This window comes from Tenacibaculum sp. 190524A05c, assembly GCF_964036595.1.
Taxonomy (GTDB): Bacteria; Bacteroidota; Bacteroidia; order Flavobacteriales; family Flavobacteriaceae; genus Polaribacter; species Polaribacter platacis.
The window spans coordinates 1,889,679-1,914,001 of the sequence record NZ_OZ038523.1 but is presented as its reverse complement, the minus strand read 5'-3'; the positions used below and the strand labels follow the sequence as shown (position 1 = coordinate 1,914,001).

Sequence of the window (24,323 nt, the reverse complement as noted above, 5' to 3'; positions counted from 1 at the left end):
ATCGTCTTGTTTTTTACTCTTCGCTATCTCCACCTTCTTCAGTAGCAGCATCTTCGCTATCTACTACAGGAGCTTTTGCAGCAATACGAGCTTCATTAACAGCTTTTTCAGCTTCTAAAGCTTTAGCTTTAGCATCTTCTTGAGCTTTAGCTAAACTATCTACTTTACCAGCAACTTTAGCAGCTTTTTCTTCTAACCAAGCGTTAAACTTAGCTTCAGCTTGCTCTTCTGTTAAAGCACCTTTTCTAACACCTCCAGCTAAGTGATGCTTTAATAAAGCACCTTTATAAGATAATAAAGCTCTTGCAGTGTCAGTAGGTTGAGCACCATTTTCTAACCACTTTACAGCAGAATCAACGTCTAAGTTAATAGTTGCAGGGTTAGTGTTTGGGTTGTACGTTCCGATTTTCTCTAAGAAACGACCGTCTCTTTTAGCTCTAGAATCTGCAGCAACCACCCAGTAAAATGGTTTTCCTTTTTTACCGTGTCTTTGTAAACGAATTTTTACAGGCATACTTGTTAATTTTTAAGGTACGCGACCTTGGTTATTAATCTATTAATTTTTAAAATCCGAATTAGCTCGGAATTTTGAGTGTGCAAATGTATTAAATCTTTTTAATATAAGAGTAGTTTTCGATTCTTTATTTAAAAGGAAAAGCACCTGTAAATCAGATGCTTTCAAAAAATTAAATGTTGTTCTATATTAAATTACTCTAACACTTACAGCGTTTAATCCTTTTCTACCTTCTTTTAGCTCGAATTCAACAGTATCACCTTGTTTTACTTCATCTACTAAACCAGAGATGTGTACAAAGTATTCTGTTCCTGAACCTGTTTCTGTGATGAATCCAAAACCTTTAGATTCATTGAAGAACTTTACCGTTCCTTCTTTCATTATAAAATGTATTAAAAATATTATGGTTAAAGGTAAGGCATAATTTTTTGAGAAAAGAAGCTTTTTTTAAATTTTATTTCAATTTATAATATATTCTTTTGGTTTTCGAAAAATGTATCAGCTTGAAGCTTCATTAAATCGGTTGCTATTTTCTGTTTGTAGTTATATAGCTCTTCTTCTGATTTTAAATCTTCGTACACTTTAGTGTTGATATCTATATCAGTATCAGCTATTTTGTTACGTTGATCAACTTGTTGTTGAATCCATGATTTTACCTTCGATTCATGATTTTCTAACTTATAATCGTATTCACCTTTATGACTGATTAGTTTGGTGAAAATAGGAGCAGTTTCAATTGCTAAAAACAATAAAAATATAAATAATGATGGAAGCCAAGGAAGTTGATTCAAAGCGTCAATTCGAGCCATTAAACCGTCGAAATTTGAAATAATCGGTTGGGTTTTTGTCTCTGAGTTTTTTTGCTGTTCTATTAAAGTCGCTATTTTTGATTCTTTAGTGTCAATTTTCTCAGAATTCGATTGTTTTAATTCAGTGAGTTCTTTAAGTGCAGCATCATGTTTTTGTCTTTTTTCTTTATACACAGGACCTTTTCCGATAAGTTTCGTTCCTTTTCTCCCTTCTGCTTCTGCAATGTAAGTTTCGTAAAGTTTATTGGTTTCAATTTCTTTGGCGGTTATTTCATCTTTTAAACCTTTTATTTCAGATTGTAATTTATCAATCTCAGGAATGTACTGTTGTGCAATTTGATTTTTGTTTTCCAAGGTCATTTGATTTTTCTTGGTCAGTAGCACTTGATTGATTTCTTTTTCAAATATTTTTAGTTCCAAAGGTTTAGAAATTACTACAGCAATAATCATTGCTAAAAATAGTCTTGGCAAAACCTGTATGAGTTCTTGGCTTTTTTTTTCTCTTTTCTTTATGGTAGAAACAATAAATCGATCGAGATTAAAGATTAATAAACCCCATAAGAACCCAAAGAAAATTGAAGTATAAGGATTATCAAATACTGTGTAAAGAGCATAACTCGCTGCAATGGCAGCCATAAGTGCAGTGAAAAATACAGTGGCACCAATACCAGCGTATTTATTTTGCTCACCGTTGGAACAATCTTTAATTAAATCTTGATCAACACCCGAGCAAAGGAGGAAAAATTGTTTGATCATAGTTATAAGCTTATACAATAAGAACGATGAGAGAAAAATAATGTTACAAAAAAAGCCTCTTTTATGAGGCTTTTAACATATTTAAATGAGGTTGTTATTTTGTAGTAATATATACTGCTCCGTGTTTTCCCTCTTTTTTATTTACGTGTACTTTTTTAATAGTTTGCTTATCTATTTTTAAGTATTCCTGTTTATTGATTTCTTTACCGTTTAAGTATATAATTGGGTCTTTTTGACTTCCATTATTTGAAATCGACAGGATTTCTTTATTAGATAACTTATCTATTTTGTCAATAGTAATTTTTGAATTTTGCTTTTTAATTGTACTTGGGTCAGCTGGTGGTGGCGGAGGTGGTAGCTGTTTTTTCTCTTCTGGAGTTAAGTCAGCCATTTTTTTAACCACTTTTTTACCATTACTTTCCGTTAAAACCATGTATAATTCTCCTTTTTTATCCTCAATTACCTTAACATCCTTGTATTTCTTTGAAGCTTTTTGAGGTGGAGGAGGAATATTTGAATCGTCTCCTTTTCTTACTACAGGAAATTTCTTTTCAGGATTTATAATTTTCCCAGTTTTGTCAACTTGTTGTCCCCAACGGTTATAATATGTGGTTCCTTTATTATTTGTAACATAATATAGGTCTTGACCATTTATTTTAACCATTCCTTTTTTGGGTTTGTCTTGCGACTCATTATTTGATTGACGTGCCTCTTTCTCTTTCAGGTATTTATTTACCTTTCTAACCCATTTAGCAAAGATTGGTTTATATTTTTCCTTTTCCTCTTCTGTTGCATCAGGATTTGGAGGTGTTGGTTGGATAAACAATTTATCTTCATCTGTAAGTTCACTCGGTAACTTGTAATAAAAATCGTTTATTTTTTTGATTTTTATGTACGGAGCATAAGGGCGAGCAGCGCGTTTAGCTTTATTTCTATCCTCAATTGAAAGTTCCCAATATAGCAGACCTAATTGCGAGTATAATTCGTCTAACTCATTTTTACGTTCAGGACTACTGTTGATGTAATTAGGGCTAATTTTTCTAATTTGATCATAGTCTGATTTTTGTTCATTGTAAAAAATTAAATCATCGCTATAACTTTCCTGAGAAACTGTAAATTTAGGGTTTTCTGGAAATGATAATTCTAAATTGTCAACTCCCTTTAATTTTAAATCAATGTCCTTTTTTAAATTTTCTTCATAGGCAATCATCCCATTCTGATTGATATACTGCTTTTTATTTTCAAATAATGTAAAACCTAAGGTTTGCCATGCAGTGTTTTTTAATCCTTTAAAGTGTACATCCTTTTCTGTCACCTTGATCGTAAATGCATATTCACCTGTTGAGATATTGCTGTTATTTGTGAAACCCCAGTCTGTAATTGTAAATTCTTTATGTAATGGGATTTTTAATTTTGCCCAACGTTTGCAGTTATAGCATTTTAAAACAACATTATTATTAGTTCTTTCTACCGATGCTAAGAACTGTTCTTTTTTGGCAGGATTTACACTAGTTGAAGTTAATTCTTCATCAGGAATACTTTGCTTTGAATTGTTTTGAGCTTTCTCTTTTTTAATAATCGTTTTTAGGTTTTTTAACGTCTCAAAACCATCTCCTGTTAATAGATTATAATGAAATTGTTGATTTAACTTTGCTAGTTTATGAATCTTATCATAAGAGTAAGCAACAAAATCGGTGTTTTTGTAGTTAGAAAGATCAGAGTTATTAATTACAACACCGTTTATTCTTACAACGTAATTTTGTGCATCTTTAAGTGTGTTTAATTCACTTTGAGTTAAATTTTCCTTTTTGTTTTTTGGAAATAGCAACCATTTTTTGCGTAATCTTTCTGATAATTCGTAATACTTTTTAGCAACTTGTTTACCGTTGTTACCTTTAACCCAAAATGTTTGTTTGGTGTAATGGTATTCAGGAGTACTCGTTTCTTTTGTGTTTTCTCCTTCAACAACTTCTAAATAAGAATCGCTTTCGTTGTTTCTATGTTCGTTAATAGTTTCTATTTCTTGAAACTTTTCAACACGCTCGGCAAAAACGTAAATGCTTCCAGTTAGTAATGGAATTACCGCAATTTTTTTCAGCCAATGGTTGACTTTTGATGTTCTTGTGCTCATCATAACTAATCGTTTTTTTGTTAATGAATAATTCAAATTACTGGCCAGGTAATAATCGTTGTTCCAAGCAGCTCTGTTTAAAAGTAAGTGCTGATACTCGGAAATATTTTTATGAAGGTGAATCACCTTGTTATCTGCTATAAATTCGTGGTTAAGCTGAATGAATTTCTTAAGTACATAGAATAGAGGGTTGAACCAAAAAATTATTTTCAATAGCTCTATAAAAAGTACGTCTATAGTATGTTTTTGAGTAACATGCGTTAACTCATGAGTTAATAATTCCTTTTCTATATTTTGAGAAGTATAGTCGTTTTTATTAATAAAGATATAATTCCAAAAGGTATGTGGATTAATTTCATCATCTACTAGAACTAAAACGGCTTTATCGATTTTAATACTGTCATTACTTCGGATTTTATTAAAAATCTTAAAGAGATTAATTCCGAAGCGAATGAAAAATATAAATGAAATAGTTGCTGAAATAAGTAATAAAATAACTAAGTAATTTATTGGCTCTTCTTGAACCACCAGGTCTGTTTCAATAAAGGCTTCATCCATTAGCATTGGTTCTACTATTGTTTCTATCGGTATATAAACGATAATGTTATAGAGTGGAGCTAAGAATGAAAATAGTACACTACCTAAAAGGTAGAAACGATTGAATTGGTGCATCTTTTCGCGTTCCAAGACAAACTGATAAAATAGCATCAGTATCGTTAAGCAAATAGATGATTTAATTAAATACATAATCATTTTTTCTGCTCTTTTATTTGATTGTCTATGATTTTACGTAGTTCTTCTAATTCGGTTACAGATAAGTCTGTTTCTTTGGTAAAGAACGATGCAAATTGGCTAGCGGAATCGTTAAAGAAGTTTTTAATTAAACCGTTAACGTGTTTTGAGAAATAGTCTGTCTTTTTAACAAGAGGATAATACTCTCTTGATTTACCGTATAATTTATAATCGATAAATCCTTTATCACGCATTCTTTTTAAAAGCGTAGCAACTGTTGTAGTAGCTGGTTTAGGTTCTGGAAATTCGGATAGGATGTCTTTCATGAATCCTTTCTTTAACTTCCATAATAATTGCATTAATTGTTCCTCGGTTTTGCTTAACTGCATTTCTACAAAATTAGAATTAACTCTACAAATGTAGAAATTAAAATTTAATTCTACAAGTGTAGAGTTGTTTTTTGTCTGAAATTCAGTAAACTCTAAGAGAAATCAGTACTTAATTTAGTTAGGAGTTTCTTGTATCCACCTGAAGGGGCGATTGATTAACGGGAATTTTTTTAAATCCACAGTTTTTAATTCTAAAGAAAGTGTATCGTTTTTGAAAACTCCTTTGAGTGATAATTCATTTGCTGTTTTCGAAATTTGAAATGGTTTGTGATCTATACTATCAGATCTTCTGAAAATGGCTAACTCCTTTTTTAATTCATCATATTCTGCATTATACCAAGTTGCTTTATTATCCATTGTTCGAATACAGGCTACACCTTTTTGATCAAAAATTAAGTAGCGCCATCTTAAAGTATCAGTAACAATTGCTGGTCGTTCAATTGAATTTTTAGTGAATTTATGTACTTCCCAAATTCCATATAATTCGGATTTTTCTCTATCATCTCCAAATGTTTTTTCCGTTTGCGATCCTTGATAAGCCATAGTAGACACAAAAAGTATAGTTACAATTAGTTTAAACCAAAAAATGAACTTGTGATAGCCTCTTGATTTTACAGGATGAAAAAAATTATAATCTTCTACTGATTTGTTTTTTACAAATACAGTCCAAACTCTTTTAATATCTGTGAAGAAAATAAGCGATGCCATTAAGAATAAATGAATTGCAAATTGTTTTACTGGAATGTCATAAAATAAGTTAAGAAGTACGATTTGAAACATTACCATCATCGTAAGGATACTACCTAAGGTTTGAGTTCTTCTTGGAATAAGTAATAATCCACATAATACCTCTAATAAGCCAGTGAAGAAATTAAACCCTTCACTATGTCCCATATATATCCAAGCTAAAGCCATAGGAGAATGCTTTCCTAAAGGTTCTAAGAGTTGAGAAAGATTAGGTGATGGAAATTGAGTCTTATAAACCTTAGCAAATCCATAGGCAAGCATAAAAACAACTAAGGCAATTCTGATTAATACTAATAACCAATAGAACGATGTGTTGTAGGATTTTCTTTTTCGATCTAGAATAGACCATAAAAAGGTTCCAATAATTGTAAAAATAACCTGAACGAAAATACTGATGTATGCCATAGTAGTGTCACCACTACCAGTTGGAAAATATTCCAATCGTCCCTCAGATTTTAAAATGTTTTTTCCGACCCAAGCGAAAAAATCTTCAAAGAACATCCGTCCTGTAAAGAGAAAAAAGATATATAGGCCGAAATACAGAAAAACAAATCGAAAGGTAATTTTAGAGAAAACAGACCAGTTTTCCCTATACTCTTGTGAAAGTAACATTAGTTGATATTTTAATTGGTTTACTTTTGTCGACGAATGATATCAACTAATGTTACTTTTAAATAATTTTATGTGTTTGGTTATGATTTTTTAAGCTCTATATAACCTTCCTGAAGTTTAATTAATTGTTTGAAAAATTCTTTTAAGTAATAATACTCTACATTGGAGTAAATTGCTTTACTAAAGTTGAACTTCATGTAAATAATTACTTCGGTATCTGTTTTGTTTACTCTGTAAATTAACTTTCCTCCTTTTTCGGGAAGAGAAACTGCTTTGTTTTCCGGGAGTTTAGATACAGTATATCCATCAGGAATTGAAACTCTTATTGAATATGATTTAGACCAAGCATAACCAAAATCTACTGGATAATTTCGCTCTTTAAGTTTAAATGGGTTTTCCCCATTTTTATCAATTACAAAAGGATTTAGTTTGATAACATCGGCTTCCAACGTAAAATCAGGAATACTAACTTGATAGGATGTTTTTATGAGGTCCTTTTTGTCGGAAATTATCGTAAACTCATCTACTTCAAGTATTGAATTATCCGTTTCAAATTCTTCTAAATAATCTTCTTCTGATTGTGATTGTAGTTCTCTTCTCTTACGAAGTGCATAATATCCTTTTTCAGAAGAGATAATATCTCCTGTCATTTCTCCTGTTTCGTCAAATTTTAGAGAGATATTATGTCGAACACTTGATCTGAATTTTGGTTTTAAAAGCTCCCAGTAACTTCCTTTTTTAAAGTCAAAAACTCTTACTTCACCATTTAAACATCTATATGGAACTTCACCAAATATTAAATTTTTGTCAGTTGCATCCAAAAAGTAAGTTTGACCATCTACGATAACCTTAACTAAAAAATAGTTGAATAGTGAAATTGATGGATGAAGTTTTGTAATAATTCCGTTTTTTCTGGTAGACAATCCGACGATATAACTCTCAATATTGGCAGCTTGTAAACAGTTGTATAAAACTAGATTAATTCCATCTACACCACCTGAATTGCTCTTATAAATATCTTTTACTCGAATTGATTTTGTTCTAAAGTCTTTATTCCAAGTTAGTTTATTTTGTATGTGCTTATAAATGCCTTCTGCTTTTTCAGTTTCCGAATTTGCTGAGAATAATTGCTGAGGTAATTTTTTTCTAAAGAATCCTTTTTTAGTTGTTTGAGCATCTAAAAATATTTTTCTTATTGTTCGATCTGCATCTTTCCAAGTTTGGGTGTATTTTTTTATTACACCATTAGTATTGGTAAATGAAATGGGTTCAAAAATAAGTTTCCCTTTAAAATTTTCTTCGGAAAGCATAAAATCTTCACTCTTAAAAGCAGGAATATCGTCCATTCCATATTCCATTACAGAGCAATCTGCAGCACCTAAACCACCCACTTGCAAACAAGATTTTTTAATGTAAGACTTGTTTCTATCTAATTTTTTTGTTGATCTAATTCTTATGTTATATTTCCAATTTCCAGGGAAAGATGATATAAAATCACTTTTAACTTTAGGAATGTCAGTTTGAAATTTCCATTCATCAATTTGACTATAAGGAGAAAATAAACTGTACGTATATTCAATTACAGATCCTTCTTTAACATTAGGAAGGGTAAACGTTGTTTGAGACCAATTTTCAGAAAGTTTCTTTTTAAATATTTGATTTGATAATAAGTAAATCTTGGTTTCTCTGCCGTCTTCAATGTTATACGTTACAGCTTTTATATATTTTACTTCCTCTTCCTTATATAAATTTAATTCTATTGTTGTTCGATCGAATTCAGATTTGTTAAAAATTTTCACTCTTCTGTATATATCTCTTCTGAAATCGTAATTATTTTCTTCATCAACATAAGAATATCCTTTCTCTTCAAGTATTAAAGCTCCAGCAGTAGAATCTTTCTCATATACTGTCAGCTCTAACTCGGCTCTAGATGTTTGTCCAAGCTTTGGAGTTTTTCTGTTTTTTTGTCCGTAAACAGAAATACTACTTATAAAAATAAGTAGTATTACAAGTAAATTTTTCATCTGCTGTTATCCTTTGACTAATACAATTTGTTCTTTTTGTTTCGCAATAACTTTTGTGTAAAACTCTTTTAAACTACTGTAGTAATTTGGAGCGATAATCGGACTGTTAATTTGAATAATAGAATTAATATTAACAGTTTTACCTGTATTTGTTACTTTGAATTTAAAGAATCCAAGGTTATCAGGTAATCCGATAGCAAATTGTTCTGGAATGGATTCAGCTTTATAGCCTTCTGGTAATTGAATTGAAACATTATTTGTTTCTTTCCAAGCAGAGGCAAAATCAACAGGAAAAGTTCTTTCTTCAGACTTGAAAGGGTTTGTTTTATCTGTTAAGAACAATAATGGGTTAATTAATAATTTACCATTAATGTTTTCAACTAAATCCTCTGAGCTAAACTTAAGCATTTTGTTATACGACTTGTAAACATTTTCTTTATTACTAGCTCTAAAGTTTTCTATTTCAATATCATATTTCTCTTCAAGTTTAGAAATAACTTCATCATCTTCATATTGATTATATCGTTTTCTACCTAACATTGCGCTAAGCATTTCATCTTTAGTTCTTAATAACCCTTCTACCGTTCCTTCTTCATCAAGTTTTACTTTTAAGGTATTAGTTTCAGATGAATGTTTTGGAGCGTTTAAATTAACCCAAGTAGAATACCCTTCTTTAGTAACTTTTCTTCCATTCCAATTTAAAGCTCTATATGGTAATACATTTGGCATCGCATATTTTTCCGTAGCGTCAAGTAACATTGAAGTCCCGTCAGTAAACTCAACTAAGCTAACTACATAATTAAATCCATCTAGAGTAGGGAAAATAGGGATGTTATGATTACGAGTGCTTACTAAAACGGGATTCGCTCCGAGTCCTGCTTCTCTTAGCATAGCAGTAAGGATTAGATTAATTTCAGCAACATTACCAGTTCCTTTTTTATATGCTTCTTTCGTTCCATCTCTTGTGAATTTTCCATATTCTGAATTCCATTGAACTTTGTTTTTAACATGTTCGAAAATAGCAAGAGCTTTCTGAACATCTCCTTTGGCTTGAGCAAGTATATTTTGTAGATCTTCTTTAAAGTAACTCGTTCTTTCAAGTTCTCCTCCAAACTTAGAAGATTTATAAATTTGCTTACTTACATTTTCCCAAGAATCCGAATAAGTTTTGATTGTGGAATTTGGAAATTGAGTATAAGATAATTCATATTTTAATCCACCATAGTAGTTATTAATGTTAGAAACAAATGGCTCATTATCTCTCAATGCTGGTATATTTTCTCCATCATAAATATCAACATTAAAATTAAGATCCCTTGTTTTTTTCGAACTCTTTGGAGGTATAGTATAAAAACCTTTACCTATTTTATTAAACACAAACCATTCTGGAGTTTCAATCTCTATATGTAATTTTTTTATTGGAATATTGGTTTGAAAAGATAAATCATCAACAATGTAGATGTAAGGGGAAGTAAGTTTGTATTTTAAATCAATTATAGAACCTTCCTTTACATTTGGCATTGTTACTTTTTTTACACTTCTGTATTCAGATTGTCTTTCCTTGAAAATACTTTTATCACTCAATTTATCCTTAGTAATTTCACCATTTTCATTTAGATTGAAAGTATACCCTTTAACGCTAGAAATTTTTTCTGTACTACCAGATTTGGAAGCATAGTAAATTTTGAATGTAGCTCTGTCAAGACCTTGTTTGTTGTATACTTTTAAGCGGTAATGAAAGTAACTTACAATTCGAAACCCTGCATTTCTATTGTATTCGTAGAATGTTTTTCTTTGTTTTAGTAAGTAAGCAGCATTAGCTGTTGAATCTAATGGGTAATACTCTTCTTCTAATGCTTGTTTGGATACCTTTCCGAATTTAATTTCTTGTGAAGCAACTGAGATTGACACTAACAAGGTTAGCATGATAAATAATTTCCTCATAGTCTTTTAAAGTTTGATTTTATAGTTTTTGTAGAGCAATTCTTAAATTTTCTTGTTTAGCAATACGTTTTCTGAATTTTCGATATAGTTTGTAATCTTCTTTAGGAAATGTTCCTTCTTTGATTAATATAGATTTATGATAGGTAAGAGTTTTTTCATCTACTTTTTTAACTTCCATTGAGTACGTACCAAATTTAGTAGTGATTTCGTACTTAGGAGGTAAGGTTGTTATGTTGTATCCTTCGGGAATAGTAATGGTAAAATCATCAACATCTTTATAACCTCGGCTAATCTGTAATGGGTAATTTCTTGTTCTATAACGTTTAGGAACGTAAGTGTCTCTATTAAAAATGTTCACTCTTAACAATAATTCATTTCCCGTTATACTTCCATAATCCGCAACTGTAGTAGTAATATTTTCTGTGAAAATCACATTCTTTTTATCGTTTGTCAGTTTTGTTGATTTTATCTCTAGATTGTTATTGTAAGACCATCTTGAAGACTTGTAGTATTTTTCTAAATCGTTTTTCGAGTAACTTTCTATATGGTATTTATCATCGTACTGAACTCCTTTTGAGGTAATTTCTACATCAGCCTCAATATTTCCATTAGCATCTAATTTAATATTGGCTTTACAGGTTTGAAGATTAGTTTCATTTTGATAAGACGGAGTTCTTTTGATGATTCCTCCTTCTGGAGTGATTACTAAAACATCTCTATTATCGGTAAAATCACCTAAAAACCCAAAAGGAATAGTTTGACTAGTACATTCTAACCACACGTCATTTCCATTATTAGGAATATTCAAAATCATATGATTGCCTTGCAAAGAAGAAAAATTTTTATCAATATCTCTTCTTTCCTTTGCATAAACTAAAGTATGGTAAGATTCTACTCCAACAACATCAAGTAAAGCTTTTGTATAATTCGTTAAACCTTTACAATCACCATATCCCATTTTGTCAACTTCATTCGCAGCCGCAGGTTGCCAGCCTCCAATACCAATACTTACATTAATATATCTAGTTTTGTTTTGAACAAATTCATATATTTTTTTTGCTTTCTCAATATCATTATCTAAGCCAGAAACCAAGTTTTTTGCTTGTTCAATTGTTGCAGGTGATAACTCTGCCCTTCCATTAAGAAGTTTAGCATTCATCCATTTCCCAAATTCTTTCCAGTCAGTTCCAGTTCCTGATACTTTATTTAGACTGAACTGATTTAAAGCAACTAATAATCTGGGAAAAATTTCTGTATAATTAATGCTATTTCTTTCATACTCTATTGCAGGTACGTTTTCCGCTAAATAATGAATACTTTCATCAGATACTTTTTTGATTGGATAGTTTTCAAAATTTAGTTTTCTAATTCTAGTTTTAAAGTTATTGGGATTGTTAATTTTATATTCACTTCTTTGAACAGAAATGTAATAAGAATCTTGAGGGTTCCATTCAGGAATAAAGCCAGTAGAAGATGATTTAAATTCACATTCAAATACAACAGTATATGGATATTCCGTAGGCGTGTAATCAATATATTTTAATCTGTCGTCAGAATAAAGAGTAAACCCATTAACAGCACTAACATCAATAAATTTGCTTTTAGAAAACTTTTTAATTTCTTTTCCAAGAGCGTTATAGATTTTTGCAGATAACTTTGTAATTTTCCTATCACTGTCATAGTGAATGGCAGCATCAATATGTCTATCACCTAATTTATTAAGAACCGTAGTAACCTTTCTAAGTTTAACGGTCATTTCATCTATGGCATTTAAATTTATCTCTGTATAGCTTTCTTTAACTACAGCATTTGCATCTTTAGTTAATTCTGCAGGTATTGTTATAGCAGTTAAACTCAAATCTTGAGCATAGGTAAATAAAGAGCAACATAATAATAGAGATAAATACGCAATTTTATTTCTCATAGTCTTAATTTTCAGCAAATTTATAAAAAAAAATAAAACGTTGTTTCCTGCTAATGAATAATTAAGTTTCTATTAGTTTTGTGTATATACTTGATTTGTGATGAATAAAAACAAACTACTAACATTACTACTTATTTTGATTTATCAAACTTCGTACTCTCAATTCAAATTTGAAAGAGAGTATCGAGTTTCATTAAAGGAAGTTCCAGTTCAGGCTATTGATTTTGTTAAGAGAGCAAAATTCCAGAAAAAGGTAAAGTGGTTTGTTGAGGAAAGTCAAGAAGGGAAAACATTCGAAGCAAAAGTTAATCATAACGGAAATAAACATAGTTTAGAATTTAATGAAAAGGGAGAGGTGTTAGATATTGAAGTAAAAGTTAAGTTTACAAGTTTAAGCAAGACTGTCATGGGAAATGTAAGTTCTATATTGAAAAAGAGATTTAGAAAGTACCGCATTAAAAAAGTTCAACTTCAATATACAGGAAGAGGTGAGGAGCTAATAAAATGTTTGCAAAGAACCTGTTATTTGCAACCAAAATTTGAACTGATTGTAAAAGGAAAGGAGAAAAAAGGATATCAAAAATTTGAGTTTTTATTCAATGAAGAAGGGAATAAAGTGCTTAAGGAGCTAAAATTTCTTCCAGATAACTATGATAATCTAGAGTTTTAGGATGATGAAGAGGTTTTTATGTTTAATCATTATGTTCTTCGGAACAAATCTTTTAGCCCAATCGAAATTAAGTTTTGGTTGGTTGCCAAAAGTTAATATCTCGAAAAAGTTAAATGAAAATTTGAAGTGGGTAAATAGTATTGAAGCTAGAGAGGATATTTATAAAGAGGCTTTTCAATTTTCTCATAATTTAGTTGACCTTTCCACAATTTTATCTTACAGATCCGATATTAATGAGTCTTTTAATTTTGGATATATTTTACGATTTAGAGAAGGAGAAACTATTCATAGATTATTACAGCATTACAATCGTATTCAAAATTTAGAAGCATTTAAACTAGCTCATCGTTTTGGGTTGGAACAGTTTTTTCAGTCTGATATCAAAACGCAATTTCGAACGCGATACAGAGCTACAATTCAAAAAGCATTAAATGGAGAGAAAGTTGATATTAACGAATGGTATTTGAAAATATCCAATGAGTATTTATATCAGTTTAATGAAAAGGATTTGGAAATTCGTTTATCTCCATATTTAGGATATAAATTGAGTAAAAAAGATAAGATTGAATTTGGATTGGATTACCGATTGGGCAGAGTATTAGAAACTGAGCATAAAAATAATTTATGGTTTCGAACAACTTGGTACATTTCTTTATAAAAAAAGTAGCATGCCTAAACATGCTACTCTAATATGTTCTTATTTGCTCAATTCTGCAAAGTGCTTATAGAAATACGGAATAGTTTCTATTCCTTTTAAATAATTCCAAACACCAAAATGTTCATTAGGAGAGTGGATTGCATCTGAGTTTAATCCGAATCCCATTAATATGGTTTTGCTTTTCAATTCTTGTTCGAATAATGCTACAATAGGAATACTTCCTCCACTTCTTTGCGGAATAGGAGTAACTCCAAAAGTTTCTTGATATGCTTTACTCGCTGCCTGATATCCAATGTTGTTAATTGGAGTAACATAACCTTGTCCTCCATGATGTGGAGTTACTTTAACTTTTACTCCTGCGGGAGCAATATTTTCAAAATGAGTTTTAAATAATTGAGTGATTTCTTCCCAATCTTGATTTGGAACTAAACGCATTGAAATTTTAGCATAGGCTTTAGAAGCAATTACAGTTTTTGCACCTTCACCAATATATCCTCCCCAAATTCCATTAACATCTAATGTTGGACGGATAGAGTTTCTTTCGTTTGTTGTATAATCTTTCTCACCATAAACGGCATCAATGTCTAAGGCTTTTTTGTATTCTTCTAAAGAGAATGGAGCTTTAGCCATTTCATCACGTTCTTCACGAGATAATTCTTCTACTTTATCATAAAAACCAGGAATAGTAATATGATTGTTCTCATCATGAAGAGAAGCAATCATTTTAGATAAAATATTTATTGGATTTGCCACAGCACCACCATACAATCCAGAATGTAAATCTCTGTTCGGTCCAGTAACTTCAACTTCAACATAACTTAAACCTCTTAGACCTGTTGTAATTGATGGAATATCGTTAGCAATCATTCCAGTATCTGAAATTAAGATTACATCATTGGCTAATTTTTCAGTATTTCTAGGTACAAACCAAGCTAAACTTTCTGAACCAACTTCTTCTTCACCTTCAATCATAAACTTTACATTACACGGAAGGTTTCCTTGAGAAGTCATGTACTCTAAAGCTTTTACATGCATGTACATTTGACCTTTATCATCACATGCGCCACGAGCAAAAATTGCTCCTTCTGGATGAATATCTGTTTTTTTAATAACAGGATTAAATGGAGGAGAATCCCATAAATCAATAGGATCAGCAGGTTGAACATCGTAATGTCCGTAAACTAATACTGTAGGTAAGTTTTTGTCAATTATTTTCTCTCCATATACAATAGGATAACCAGGTGTTTCACATAATTCAACATGATCACATCCAGCTTTTTTTAAAGAATCCATAATGGCATCTGCAGTGTTTAAAACATCTTGCGAGTAAGCCGTATCTGCACTAACAGATGGGATTTTTAATAATTCGATAAGTTCTTCAATAAATCTGTTTTTGTGAGTAGATATATATTCTTGAATGGTTTGCATTATAAAATTTATTTAAGGCTAAGTTAATTCATTTTTAAAGAAATACGAATCACTAAATGCAAATAGAAAGAAAAAAATGAGACAAAAATCATATTTAAGTTTGTGTTTTGAATACTTTATGTATATTTGCACCCACAATTCAAAACACGCGGGTGTGGTGGAATTGGTAGACACGCTAGACTTAGGATCTAGTGCCGCAAGGCGTGGGGGTTCGACTCCCTTCACCCGTACAAGCTGAAAAGCATCTTAGATTTCTAAGATGCTTTTTTTTATTCTTTTATATTTTCAATATGGATAATATAAAGTCATCTCGAAATACTTTTAATGAATTTTAATTTAAATATTATTGTTACTTTCGCTATTCTAACCTAATTTTTAGTATAATAAGCTTTGTAAATCGCAGTGAAAACTGATTGTAAGTAGTCGGTGATTTAAATAAGAGGAATGTAGCTTAGTTTTTAAATATCAGTTAATTGAGCTGATGTTTCGAGCTGGAGTATCTACTTGGTTATAAGTTATTACAAGTTCTCATTCCAATCAATGCAAATAAAAATGGAAGAAAATCAATTGTCTGGAGATGTAAATAATGATGATTCTGTGCAAAGGTTAGATGATTCTAGTACAACGGCAAGTAATTTCTTTAAAGGAATTTCTTACGATTTTAAAACTGTGGTTTCTCTAATATTGTCTTCAACGGAATCACTAATGAATTCGAATTCCAATCATGATTCAAAAGAATTGAATTTAATTCATGATAATGCAAACTTGTTGTTGAAGATGGTCAATCAACTTTTAGAGTTTAGAAAACTTGAAAATAATGAGTTTGATTTAAAAGTATCGAGAACAAGTATTTCTGCTTTAGTTTCTTCAGTCTATTCAAATTTTCAAAAAGAAGCACAAAAAAAGGGAATTGAGTTTTCGTTTAATTCTAATGCAAACAGTCTTGAATTATTTGTAGATAGAGAGTTAGTTCGAAACATGATTTTTAATCTATTGTCTAATGCCTTCAAGTTTACACCGATTCAAGGAAAAATAAGTGTTGATATTTTTGAAAAAGAGAATTCGGTATGTATTGCTGTAAAAGACTCAGGTATAGGAATCTCAGTAACAGATAAAGAAAAAATATTCAATCAGTTTTATCAAGGTAATAACAATCAACAATCAAGTTCTGGAATTGGGTTGTATTTAGCTAAGGCGTATGCTGAACTTCATAAGGGAACAATTGAAGTCATTTCCAAAGAAAATATTGGATCGGAATTTATTATTTCGCTTCCAAAGGGAGAAGATCATTTTTCTGAGAATCAATTGATCGTTGAAGAAGATATTCAGGTTGGGCATAGCGATAGTCTAACTGATTCTAGAGAACACATTAAAGAAGATTTAAATTCTAATGAGGAAATTGTTCTAATTATCGAAGATAATGACGATTTAAGGTTCTTTTTGAAAAGCAAGTTGAAAAAGTCATATGAGGTTCATGAATCGGATGGAATTAATGTTGAGTCAAAAATATTGGAAACCATACCGGACGTTATTGTAAGCGATGTTAATCTACCTCAGAAGAACGGATTCGAACTTTGTGAGTTTGTAAAGAACGATGAAAGAACTTCACATATCCCTGTAATCATGTTAACTTCTTTAGATACTGATGAAGCTCATATTAAAGGATTGAAATCTGGTGTTGATATGTTTTTAACGAAACCATTCAATCTTTCTGTGTTATCTGAGTCTATAGAGTCTTTACTATACAATAGAAAACAGATTCAAAAATATTTAAAACAGCTATACTTAAATACTTCAATAGAACGTCCTAATAAAGCTGAGGGAAAGAATAAAGATAAAGAAGTTGCATTTATAGGGAAGTTGAATGAACTTATCCAAAAACATTTAGATGACTCGTCGTTTACTGTTGAAATTCTAGCGGAGGAATTACATATTTCTAGAGTACAGTTATATCGTAAAACTAAAGCTGTTTTAGGAATAACAATTAGCGATTATATCCAGAATATTAGATTAGAAAAAAGTAAGGAGTTATTAATTGGAGATAACAATTTGTCAATTGCTGATATAGCGTATTCAGTTGGTTTTTCATCACCAAATTACTTCTCAACGGCATTTAGGAATAAATATGATCAAACTCCAAACGAGTATAAACATGCTCATAAACACTAGTTTCTAGAGGTAACATCAGTGTAATTTTCATGTCAAACCCTTTGTTTTACTGTGGTTTTTTGTTCTAAAGTGTGATTTTTTCAGGTAACATTATTGAAGGTACTGTAAGATAGTATTGGCTAAATTTGAAGGGTAATCTTTTGGGGTTTAGTTAAAAAATTAATTTAATGAAGAATTTTTAGGGGGATTATTTAAGACTTCATTATATTTTACAAGAGATTATTAAAGTGCGATTCTTTCGCACTTTTTTTATGCTTCGAATTTTATTAATAAAAAAAACAACAAAACTTAGAGCCTTGTTGTTTTATGTTTTTAGTCTTAAGTAAAAGTATAAACTTCATCCCCCAATTAAGTTTATATTTATTTATACTTAAAGATTAACTTCTTTTACTGATACTAAATTATAATGATTAGAAAAGATTAAAGTTCAATGATGTTTCATAATTGTGTTTAAAGTAACTTTTTGAAAACTTGTTTTTTAAGAAGTGGTTCTTTAAAAATGTTACATTTTTACAACGAATTTACGCGGGTAATGTAAAATGGAAAGTAGTTCCTTCACCTTCTTTTGAATCAAACCATATTTTACCTCCTAAAGATTCGACAATCTTTTTGCAGTAGGCTAATCCAATTCCGGTACCTTCATATTGTTCTTTTGAGTGCAATCGTTTAAAGATTACGAATATCTTTTCTTTGTTATGATCTGCTATTCCAATACCATTATCAGAAACAGAAAATTGCCAATATTTTGACTGATTATTGTTCTCTCTGATTTTTTGTGCAGTTATACTAACAATTGGATTTGTATCTGATTTTTTAAACTTAATGGCATTGTTTATTAAGTTTTGAAATAATAACCTAAGTTCAATAGCTGAAGCATTTACAATTGGTAAATTACTATAGTTAACAGTTGCATTATTTCTAGAAATCAGACCGGATAAATCCGTTGTAATATCGGTTACTAAATCACTACAATTAATTTCTGTATTAAGAATGTCAGAGGTTCCCAGTTTAAAATAAGCTAGAAGTGCATCTATGAATTGCAATCCTCTTTTACTTGCTCTGGTAATAAAGCTCACATAATGAGCGCCATCATCATCTAATTGGGTTTTATGATTTTCTTCAAGTTCATTAGCAAAACTAAAAATAGAAGCTAACGGCTCTTTTAAATCATGACTCGTAATATGAGCGAATTGCTCCAATTCTTTATTCTTGGACTCTAATTGAATGGATTGTTTGTAAATTTTATCATTCTTTAGGGCTAATTCCTTGTTATATCTTTTAACAGCTGCATAACTTCTGTATATCAAAAAGGTTACTAAAAGCGCAAATGCTATTACAGCAATAAGGAGATAATTAATTGTTTTTTGAGTATTTAATTTGTGGTCTTTTTCTTTTAAAATATTTTCTTTTACAATGATTTCCTCCGCTTGTTGATTTAACTTTTTCTGTTGTGTTTCAATTTCAGAGTTTATAGATTTTATATTCTCTTTTTGCTTTTTAATCGATTCAAACTGATGTTGGATTCTTTTTTCAAGTTCTTTTTCAATTAAAAGTTTTTCCTCGTATTTCTTTTTTTGAAATTCATTTTCATCAAACAGCTTTTCTATAGCTTGAGTTTGTACATAAATTGAATCATTTTTTACCGTAAGTTCTTTTTCTTGAACTGTAATTGTCTTTTGCTGAGATTGTATCTGCTCTTCTTTGTTTTCAATTAGTTCTCTTTGTTCGGTTTTTTTCTCTTCGGCTTTTATTAATTCCTTCTCTGTAGTTTGATATAATTGTTTCCATTTATCAGAAGAGGTAATGGCGAATTTTTTTAAAGAAGAGGCAATTCTGAAATTTTCTCTTGATAATAGTTTTTCATTTAACTCGTAAGCAAAAGAGTTATTCACATTTATAATATTAATCATAGAAGAATTGTAACTATATCCTTCGGTGACTACTAGTGTATTATGGTTTGCTATCTTTTTTAGTAAATAATTAATGTCAAAATTGTAGCGCTGTTTTACAAAAACTAGTTGAACATTTTTCACGTCTCGAATGGCAGAAAAATGTTTGATATGAACTGGTTTGTTCTTGATTTTTCTCTTTTTTGCTAAATTTTTAAGATCTGTTATGGTATTATCATTTCCTAAAACACCAATGGTAAATTGATCTTCAGGAGCATTTTTCCAACTAACCTGTTCAGCGAAATTAAAAATGAAAATAGCACGTTGAAGACGTTTTACATCATTAGATTGGGCATTCATTTGAATCGCACTACATATGATTGTAAAAACAATGAATAATCGAGTTGTTTTTAATCGAATCATAATTTTAAATCTAATCGTAAAAAGTAATTTGCACCTTGAACACCAAATTGTTGTACACGTCTACTGTACGTGAAATTACCTTGACTTGTGTTGGCAGAGTGTTTATGTTTATCTGGATAAACGTTGAAAATATTGTTCGCGCCTAAACTAAATCTAATCCAGTTCTCGAATTTATAACTTAAGGATAAATCAGTAAGTATTTTAGGGGCAAACGTTTGATCTCTCGATTCTATTAATCCATTAAACTCATTTAAAGCCCAGTTGTTAGAATCGCCATCACTCGGATGCATATATGTTACTTCTCCAAAATATGTATTTCGTAATTGGAAAATAAATTTATTCCAATCATATGAAACTAATGAGTTAATTTTGAAGTTAGGTTGTGAAGATTCAATTCTGGCAACTTCTTCACGATTAAAAATTGCAGAATTATCCATTCCTCCAATTTGTCCACTTTCTATATTGATACGATCAACTTTAGTATTGTTGAAGTTCGCTGCTAAAGAAGCATAAACTTCTCCTTCTCCTAATTTATCACGATAATTTATTACGGCATCTAAACCTCTTGTACGAGAATCAATCGCATTGGTTAAAAATTGTGCTGCACTTACATTAAACGGTTGTAAAATAGTTTCAAATCCATCTTCAAGACGAGCCGATAATACAATTCTGTCTTCAATATTTATTTGATACAAATCGAAGGAGAATGTAAATGTGTTATTTACTTTTCCACTTACACCTAAACTAAAATGATTTGATAATTCAGGTTTTAAACTTTCTAATTCAAAAGCGTCATTAACAATAGCACTTTCGCTATTAAAAGTTCCTACTTCTTTAATATCACCATCAATAAATTGATTACTCACATTTTGAAAATACACCTGATGTAACGAAGGAGCTCTAAAACCAGTGGAGAAACTAGAACGAATACTTAAATTATCTGAAAAACTATACCTAGAGGCTAATTTCCAAATGGTTTGACCAGAGAAATCATTATAAAACTCATATCTCATAGCTCCTTTCAATAACCAATTGTCATTTGGATTTAATTCCACATCAATATATGCAGCAGCATTTGTTCTAAATCTACTCAGTTCATTTTCTGGTCGAATACCAGGAAAAACTTGTGCTCCAGGAATTCTAGGTTGTTCAACACCGTTACCGTCAATATATGTGCTTCCACCATCTATATAAGATGCTTCCTCTCCGGCAATAATTTGATAATTCTCCAATCGAAGTTCTCCTCCAAAAGCCAGATTCAATCCTTTTAAGTAATCGAAGTTTTTAGTTAAATCGAAATTTGTAGTACTTTGCTGGTATCTAAAACCACCAGAATTAAATCCTCTAGGTGATGAAATTCCCATGGAAGCATTGTTAGAACTTTCAACATTAAACCCGATTGTGTTTATACCAAGAGATTGGCTGAAATCTAAATTCCATCCATTTTTTATCCCAGTAATTCCGGCTAAAATAGCATCATCTCTTATATCAGTTAATATTTCAGGAGAAAAACCATCCGGATTTAATTCTAACACAACTCTATCCTCATCTTTAGGGAATCGATAAAAACCTCTCGAATTTCCTTGTCTGTTGTTCCTTCCTCCATGAAAATAGAATGTAGTCTTTTCGTTAATCGGTAATTCTCCATTAAAGAAAAAACTAAGATTTTGCGTTCCAGCATTTCCTATTTCCATAACTCTTTGATCACTAAATCCAGTTTGACCAAAAAAGTTATTTTGATTGATAAGTTGTGTATCAACAGTAGGATCAGAAGTATAAACGCTTCCAGTATAATTACCTGCTCTATTTGTAGGTTCTCTTTGTCGATATTCAGCAGTAAGATTTAAAAATCCTTGTTTACCCAATTCTAATCCCAAATTTGCTCCGAAGTACCTGGTTTCTCCATCACCTTCAGTATTTGTTCCAAATTGACCATCAATATCTATAAACTCAGTCTGTTGTTTTAAAATAATATTAATTACTCCAGCAATAGCATCAGAACCATACTGTGAGGTAGCACCATCTCTTAAAATTTCAATTCGATCCACAGCAGCTTTGGGAATGGCATTGAAATCCGTTCCAACACTTCCTCTTCCAACAGTTCCATTCACATTTAGCAAAGAACTCGAGTGTCTTCTTTTTCCATTAATTAAAACTAACACCTGGTCAGGTCCTAATCCTCTTAAACTAGCAGGATCAACATGGTCTGTTCCATCTGAAATAGTTTGATGAGTTGAATGAAAAGAAGGTACTAAGAAATGTAGAATTTGTCCGATTTCTAAATGAGATGAATTTGTAATTTCCTCAGGAAAAATAATATCTACAGGAACCGTAGTTTTTAAAAGTGATTTTGGCTGTGCTCTCGATCCTAATGATATAGGTTCGTCAATAGAAAATCCAGCAGAAAGTACAAAGTCCAGAGTAGCATTTTCTCCCACTTTCACTTCCACGGATTTAGAAATATTGTTATACATAATAAAACTGACGTTTATTACATATTCGCCTTCTTCAATATCAAATTGGTAAAATCCATCTGCATTTGTAGATGTAAATATTGTAGTTCCTTCAATACTTACTTTTGCTCCAGGTAGTGTACCGCCAAATTCGTCTGAAACAGTTCCAGAAATAGTAGCTCTTGATTGTGAGTAACTATTTAAACTAAACAAAAACACTAAAAGTAAACTAGTAAGAGTAAACTTTAACCTTAACGTATATAAAATAGAAAACACTTTCAAATAATTAATTTAATTGAATGTTATTAGTTAGCGTTAATGTTGGGTATAGAGACTAGACCACAAATATATTTATTTTCTTTTGATTGACTAGCGAATCGGGAATTAATGATGTGAATTAGTTCGATTATCGAAAATATTTAACTGATAATTGTGTATTTCATTAAAAAGTTTTTATTTCGTTTCAAATTGCTAAAGAAAAAAATATGCTAGTTAAAATTCATGGCTCTGCCGTTTTCGGGGTGGAAGCTATCACCATTATTGTTGAAGTTAATATTGATAAAGGAATTGGGTATCATTTGGTAGGTTTACCAGATAATGCTGTGCGTGAAAGTTCTTATCGGATTTCAGCGGCACTTACCAATGTGAACTATAAACTCCCTGGAAAGAAAATTATCATAAATATGGCTCCTGCTGATATTCGTAAAGAAGGTGCTGCTTATGATTTGCCTATTGCTATTGGAATACTCGGAGCCTCGGGTCAAATTCAAACGGATAATATTTCCGAATATGTAATTATGGGAGAACTTTCTTTGGATGGAAAGTTACAACCTATAAAAGGAGCATTGCCAATAGCGATAAAGGCGAAAGAGGAAGGATTTAAGTATTTAGTTTTACCTAAAGAGAATGCAAAGGAAGCAGCTATAGTTTCTGGATTAACCGTTTATGGAGTAGATAATATTTTACAAGTTATTCAACATTTTAATGAGGAAGAAAATTTGGAACCGACAATTATTGATGCTGAAGAAGCTTTTAACCAAGGAGAAGAATCTTTAGAATTTGATTTTTCTGATGTAAAAGGACAAGAATCTATAAAAAGATGCATGGAGATTGCTGCCGCTGGTGGTCATAATATTGTCTTGATTGGTCCTCCAGGAGCAGGGAAAACAATGTTAGCAAAACGATTACCGTCTATTTTACCTCCGATGACATTAGATGAGGCTTTAGAAACAACAAAAATTCATTCAGTAATTGGTAAGGTGAAAAATTCTGGAGTACTACGTCAACGACCATTTAGAGCGCCTCACCATACAACTTCAGATGTAGCATTAGTAGGAGGAGGTCAATATCCACAACCAGGAGAAATATCATTAGCACATAATGGAGTGCTGTTTTTAGATGAACTTCCAGAGTTTAAACGTTCCGTACTTGAGGTGATGAGACAACCTTTGGAGGATAGAGAAGTTACCATTTCTAGAGCTAAATTTACTATCACTTATCCTAGTAGTTTTATGTTGGTAGCAAGTATGAACCCTAGCCCGTCAGGTTTTTTTAATGATGAAAATAATATCATGTCTTCTTCTCCGGCTGAAATGCAAAGGTATATGAGTAAGATTTCAGGTCCTTTATTAGATAGAATTGATATTCACATCGAAGTAACTCCAGTTCCTTTTGAGAAATTAACGGAAGTTAAAAAAGGAGAAAGTAGTGTTGAAATTAGGAAAAGAGTGATTAAAGCTAGGAAAATTCAATCTTTACGATTTAAAGAATTTAATAATGTGCACTACAACGCTCAAATGTCTGTAAAGCAAATTCGTGAGTTTTGCGTGCTTTCTGATGAAAGTAAGACCTTACTCAAAAATGCTATGGAGAAATTGAATTTATCCGCAAGAGCTTATGACCGTATTTTAAAGGTAAGCAGAACTATTGCAGATTTGGAAAATTCAACTGAAGTTACTGGTAATCATATAGCAGAAGCAATTCAATACAGAAGTCTTGATAGAGAAGGTTGGTTGGGTTAAAAAAAATGATGTGATGTACTAATCATTTTT

General features: G+C 31.0%; 16 protein-coding genes and 1 tRNA gene. 5 read left to right on the top strand and 12 right to left on the bottom strand.

Annotated elements, in window-relative coordinates:
• Positions 1-13 precede the first annotated feature (13 nt).
• The 9 genes from ABNT61_RS08335 to ABNT61_RS08295 all read right to left on the bottom strand — a co-directional run bounded on the left by ABNT61_RS08335 (position 14) and on the right by ABNT61_RS08295 (position 12,582).
• Positions 14-514, bottom strand: a complete 501-nt coding sequence (locus ABNT61_RS08335; protein ID WP_348712546.1) for a 30S ribosomal protein S16 — start codon at positions 512-514, stop codon at positions 14-16.
• A gap of 189 nt (positions 515-703) precedes the next feature.
• Positions 704-895 (bottom strand): cold shock domain-containing protein, encoded by a 192-nt coding sequence (locus ABNT61_RS08330; protein WP_348712545.1) that lies wholly within the window; start codon positions 893-895, stop codon positions 704-706.
• Positions 896-978: 83 nt separating this feature from the next.
• A complete protein-coding gene (locus ABNT61_RS08325; RefSeq protein ID WP_348745573.1) occupies positions 979-2,079 on the bottom strand; it encodes a DUF4407 domain-containing protein in 1,101 nt (366 codons plus the stop codon).
• A gap of 94 nt (positions 2,080-2,173) precedes the next feature.
• Positions 2,174-4,897 (bottom strand): M56 family metallopeptidase, encoded by a 2,724-nt coding sequence (locus ABNT61_RS08320; RefSeq protein ID WP_348745572.1) that lies wholly within the window; start codon positions 4,895-4,897, stop codon positions 2,174-2,176.
• A gap of 62 nt (positions 4,898-4,959) precedes the next feature.
• Positions 4,960-5,331, bottom strand: coding sequence for a BlaI/MecI/CopY family transcriptional regulator (locus ABNT61_RS08315; RefSeq protein WP_348712542.1), 372 nt, complete (start codon positions 5,329-5,331; stop codon positions 4,960-4,962).
• Positions 5,332-5,445: 114 nt separating this feature from the next.
• Positions 5,446-6,519 (bottom strand): hypothetical protein, encoded by a 1,074-nt coding sequence (locus ABNT61_RS08310; RefSeq protein WP_348745571.1) that lies wholly within the window; start codon positions 6,517-6,519, stop codon positions 5,446-5,448.
• A 251-nt stretch (positions 6,520-6,770) separates the two neighbouring features.
• Complete coding sequence (locus ABNT61_RS08305; RefSeq protein ID WP_348745570.1) at positions 6,771-8,714, bottom strand: hypothetical protein; 1,944 nt, start codon at positions 8,712-8,714, stop codon at positions 6,771-6,773.
• A gap of 6 nt (positions 8,715-8,720) precedes the next feature.
• Positions 8,721-10,658 carry a DUF3857 domain-containing protein gene (locus ABNT61_RS08300; RefSeq protein WP_348745569.1) on the bottom strand — a complete coding sequence of 646 codons (1,938 nt, stop codon included), beginning with the start codon at positions 10,656-10,658 and terminating at the stop codon, positions 8,721-8,723.
• A 19-nt stretch (positions 10,659-10,677) separates the two neighbouring features.
• Entirely contained in the window at positions 10,678-12,582 is a 1,905-nt protein-coding gene (locus tag ABNT61_RS08295; RefSeq protein ID WP_348745568.1) for a DUF3857 domain-containing protein, read from the bottom strand.
• A 100-nt stretch (positions 12,583-12,682) separates the two neighbouring features.
• On the opposite strand from ABNT61_RS08295, the gene ABNT61_RS08290 reads away from it, so the two are divergent.
• Both ABNT61_RS08290 and ABNT61_RS08285 read left to right on the top strand, forming a co-directional pair.
• Positions 12,683-13,252 (top strand): hypothetical protein, encoded by a 570-nt coding sequence (locus ABNT61_RS08290; RefSeq protein ID WP_348745567.1) that lies wholly within the window; start codon positions 12,683-12,685, stop codon positions 13,250-13,252.
• A gap of 1 nt (position 13,253) precedes the next feature.
• Positions 13,254-13,910, top strand: coding sequence for a DUF2490 domain-containing protein (locus tag ABNT61_RS08285; protein ID WP_348745566.1), 657 nt, complete (start codon positions 13,254-13,256; stop codon positions 13,908-13,910).
• Between the two features lie 39 nt (positions 13,911-13,949).
• On the opposite strand, the gene ABNT61_RS08280 is transcribed toward ABNT61_RS08285, so the two are convergent.
• Positions 13,950-15,338 carry a dipeptidase gene (locus ABNT61_RS08280; RefSeq protein ID WP_348723640.1) on the bottom strand — a complete coding sequence of 463 codons (1,389 nt, stop codon included), beginning with the start codon at positions 15,336-15,338 and terminating at the stop codon, positions 13,950-13,952.
• Between the two features lie 148 nt (positions 15,339-15,486).
• Here ABNT61_RS08280 and ABNT61_RS08275 point away from each other — a divergent pair.
• A tRNA-Leu gene (locus ABNT61_RS08275) sits at positions 15,487-15,568 on the top strand.
• A 322-nt stretch (positions 15,569-15,890) separates the two neighbouring features.
• On the top strand, positions 15,891-17,507 hold the full coding sequence (locus tag ABNT61_RS08270; RefSeq protein ID WP_348745565.1) for an ATP-binding protein: 1,617 nt from the start codon (positions 15,891-15,893) through the stop codon (positions 17,505-17,507).
• A 521-nt stretch (positions 17,508-18,028) separates the two neighbouring features.
• Here the strand turns inward: ABNT61_RS08270 and ABNT61_RS08265 are convergent.
• A complete protein-coding gene (locus tag ABNT61_RS08265; protein WP_348745564.1) occupies positions 18,029-19,819 on the bottom strand; it encodes a YfiR/HmsC family protein in 1,791 nt (596 codons plus the stop codon).
• Entirely contained in the window at positions 19,816-22,548 is a 2,733-nt protein-coding gene (locus ABNT61_RS08260) for a TonB-dependent receptor (RefSeq protein WP_348745563.1), read from the bottom strand. The genes ABNT61_RS08265 and ABNT61_RS08260 overlap by 4 nt, the downstream gene beginning before the upstream one ends.
• A 209-nt stretch (positions 22,549-22,757) precedes the next feature.
• Here ABNT61_RS08260 and ABNT61_RS08255 point away from each other — a divergent pair, with 209 nt between their 5' ends.
• A complete protein-coding gene (locus ABNT61_RS08255; protein WP_348745562.1) occupies positions 22,758-24,293 on the top strand; it encodes a YifB family Mg chelatase-like AAA ATPase in 1,536 nt (511 codons plus the stop codon).
• Positions 24,294-24,323 lie beyond the last annotated feature (30 nt).

Bases quoted from the DNA above. Each gene is read 5' to 3' on its own strand.
- ABNT61_RS08270 (WP_348745565.1), top strand. From the start codon at position 15,891: ATGGAAGAAAATCAATTGTCTGGAGATGTAAATAATGATGATTCTGTG.
- ABNT61_RS08335 (WP_348712546.1), bottom strand. From the start codon at position 514: ATGCCTGTAAAAATTCGTTTACAAAGACACGGTAAAAAAGGAAAACCA.
- ABNT61_RS08290 (WP_348745567.1), top strand. From the start codon at position 12,683: ATGAATAAAAACAAACTACTAACATTACTACTTATTTTGATTTATCAA.
- ABNT61_RS08325 (WP_348745573.1), bottom strand. From the start codon at position 2,079: ATGATCAAACAATTTTTCCTCCTTTGCTCGGGTGTTGATCAAGATTTA.
- ABNT61_RS08330 (WP_348712545.1), bottom strand. From the start codon at position 895: ATGAAAGAAGGAACGGTAAAGTTCTTCAATGAATCTAAAGGTTTTGGA.
- ABNT61_RS08305 (WP_348745570.1), bottom strand. From the start codon at position 8,714: ATGAAAAATTTACTTGTAATACTACTTATTTTTATAAGTAGTATTTCT.
- ABNT61_RS08295 (WP_348745568.1), bottom strand. From the start codon at position 12,582: ATGAGAAATAAAATTGCGTATTTATCTCTATTATTATGTTGCTCTTTA.
- ABNT61_RS08300 (WP_348745569.1), bottom strand. From the start codon at position 10,658: ATGAGGAAATTATTTATCATGCTAACCTTGTTAGTGTCAATCTCAGTT.
- ABNT61_RS08315 (WP_348712542.1), bottom strand. From the start codon at position 5,331: ATGCAGTTAAGCAAAACCGAGGAACAATTAATGCAATTATTATGGAAG.
- ABNT61_RS08285 (WP_348745566.1), top strand. From the start codon at position 13,254: ATGATGAAGAGGTTTTTATGTTTAATCATTATGTTCTTCGGAACAAAT.
- ABNT61_RS08265 (WP_348745564.1), bottom strand. From the start codon at position 19,819: ATGATTCGATTAAAAACAACTCGATTATTCATTGTTTTTACAATCATA.
- ABNT61_RS08280 (WP_348723640.1), bottom strand. From the start codon at position 15,338: ATGCAAACCATTCAAGAATATATATCTACTCACAAAAACAGATTTATT.
- ABNT61_RS08255 (WP_348745562.1), top strand. From the start codon at position 22,758: ATGCTAGTTAAAATTCATGGCTCTGCCGTTTTCGGGGTGGAAGCTATC.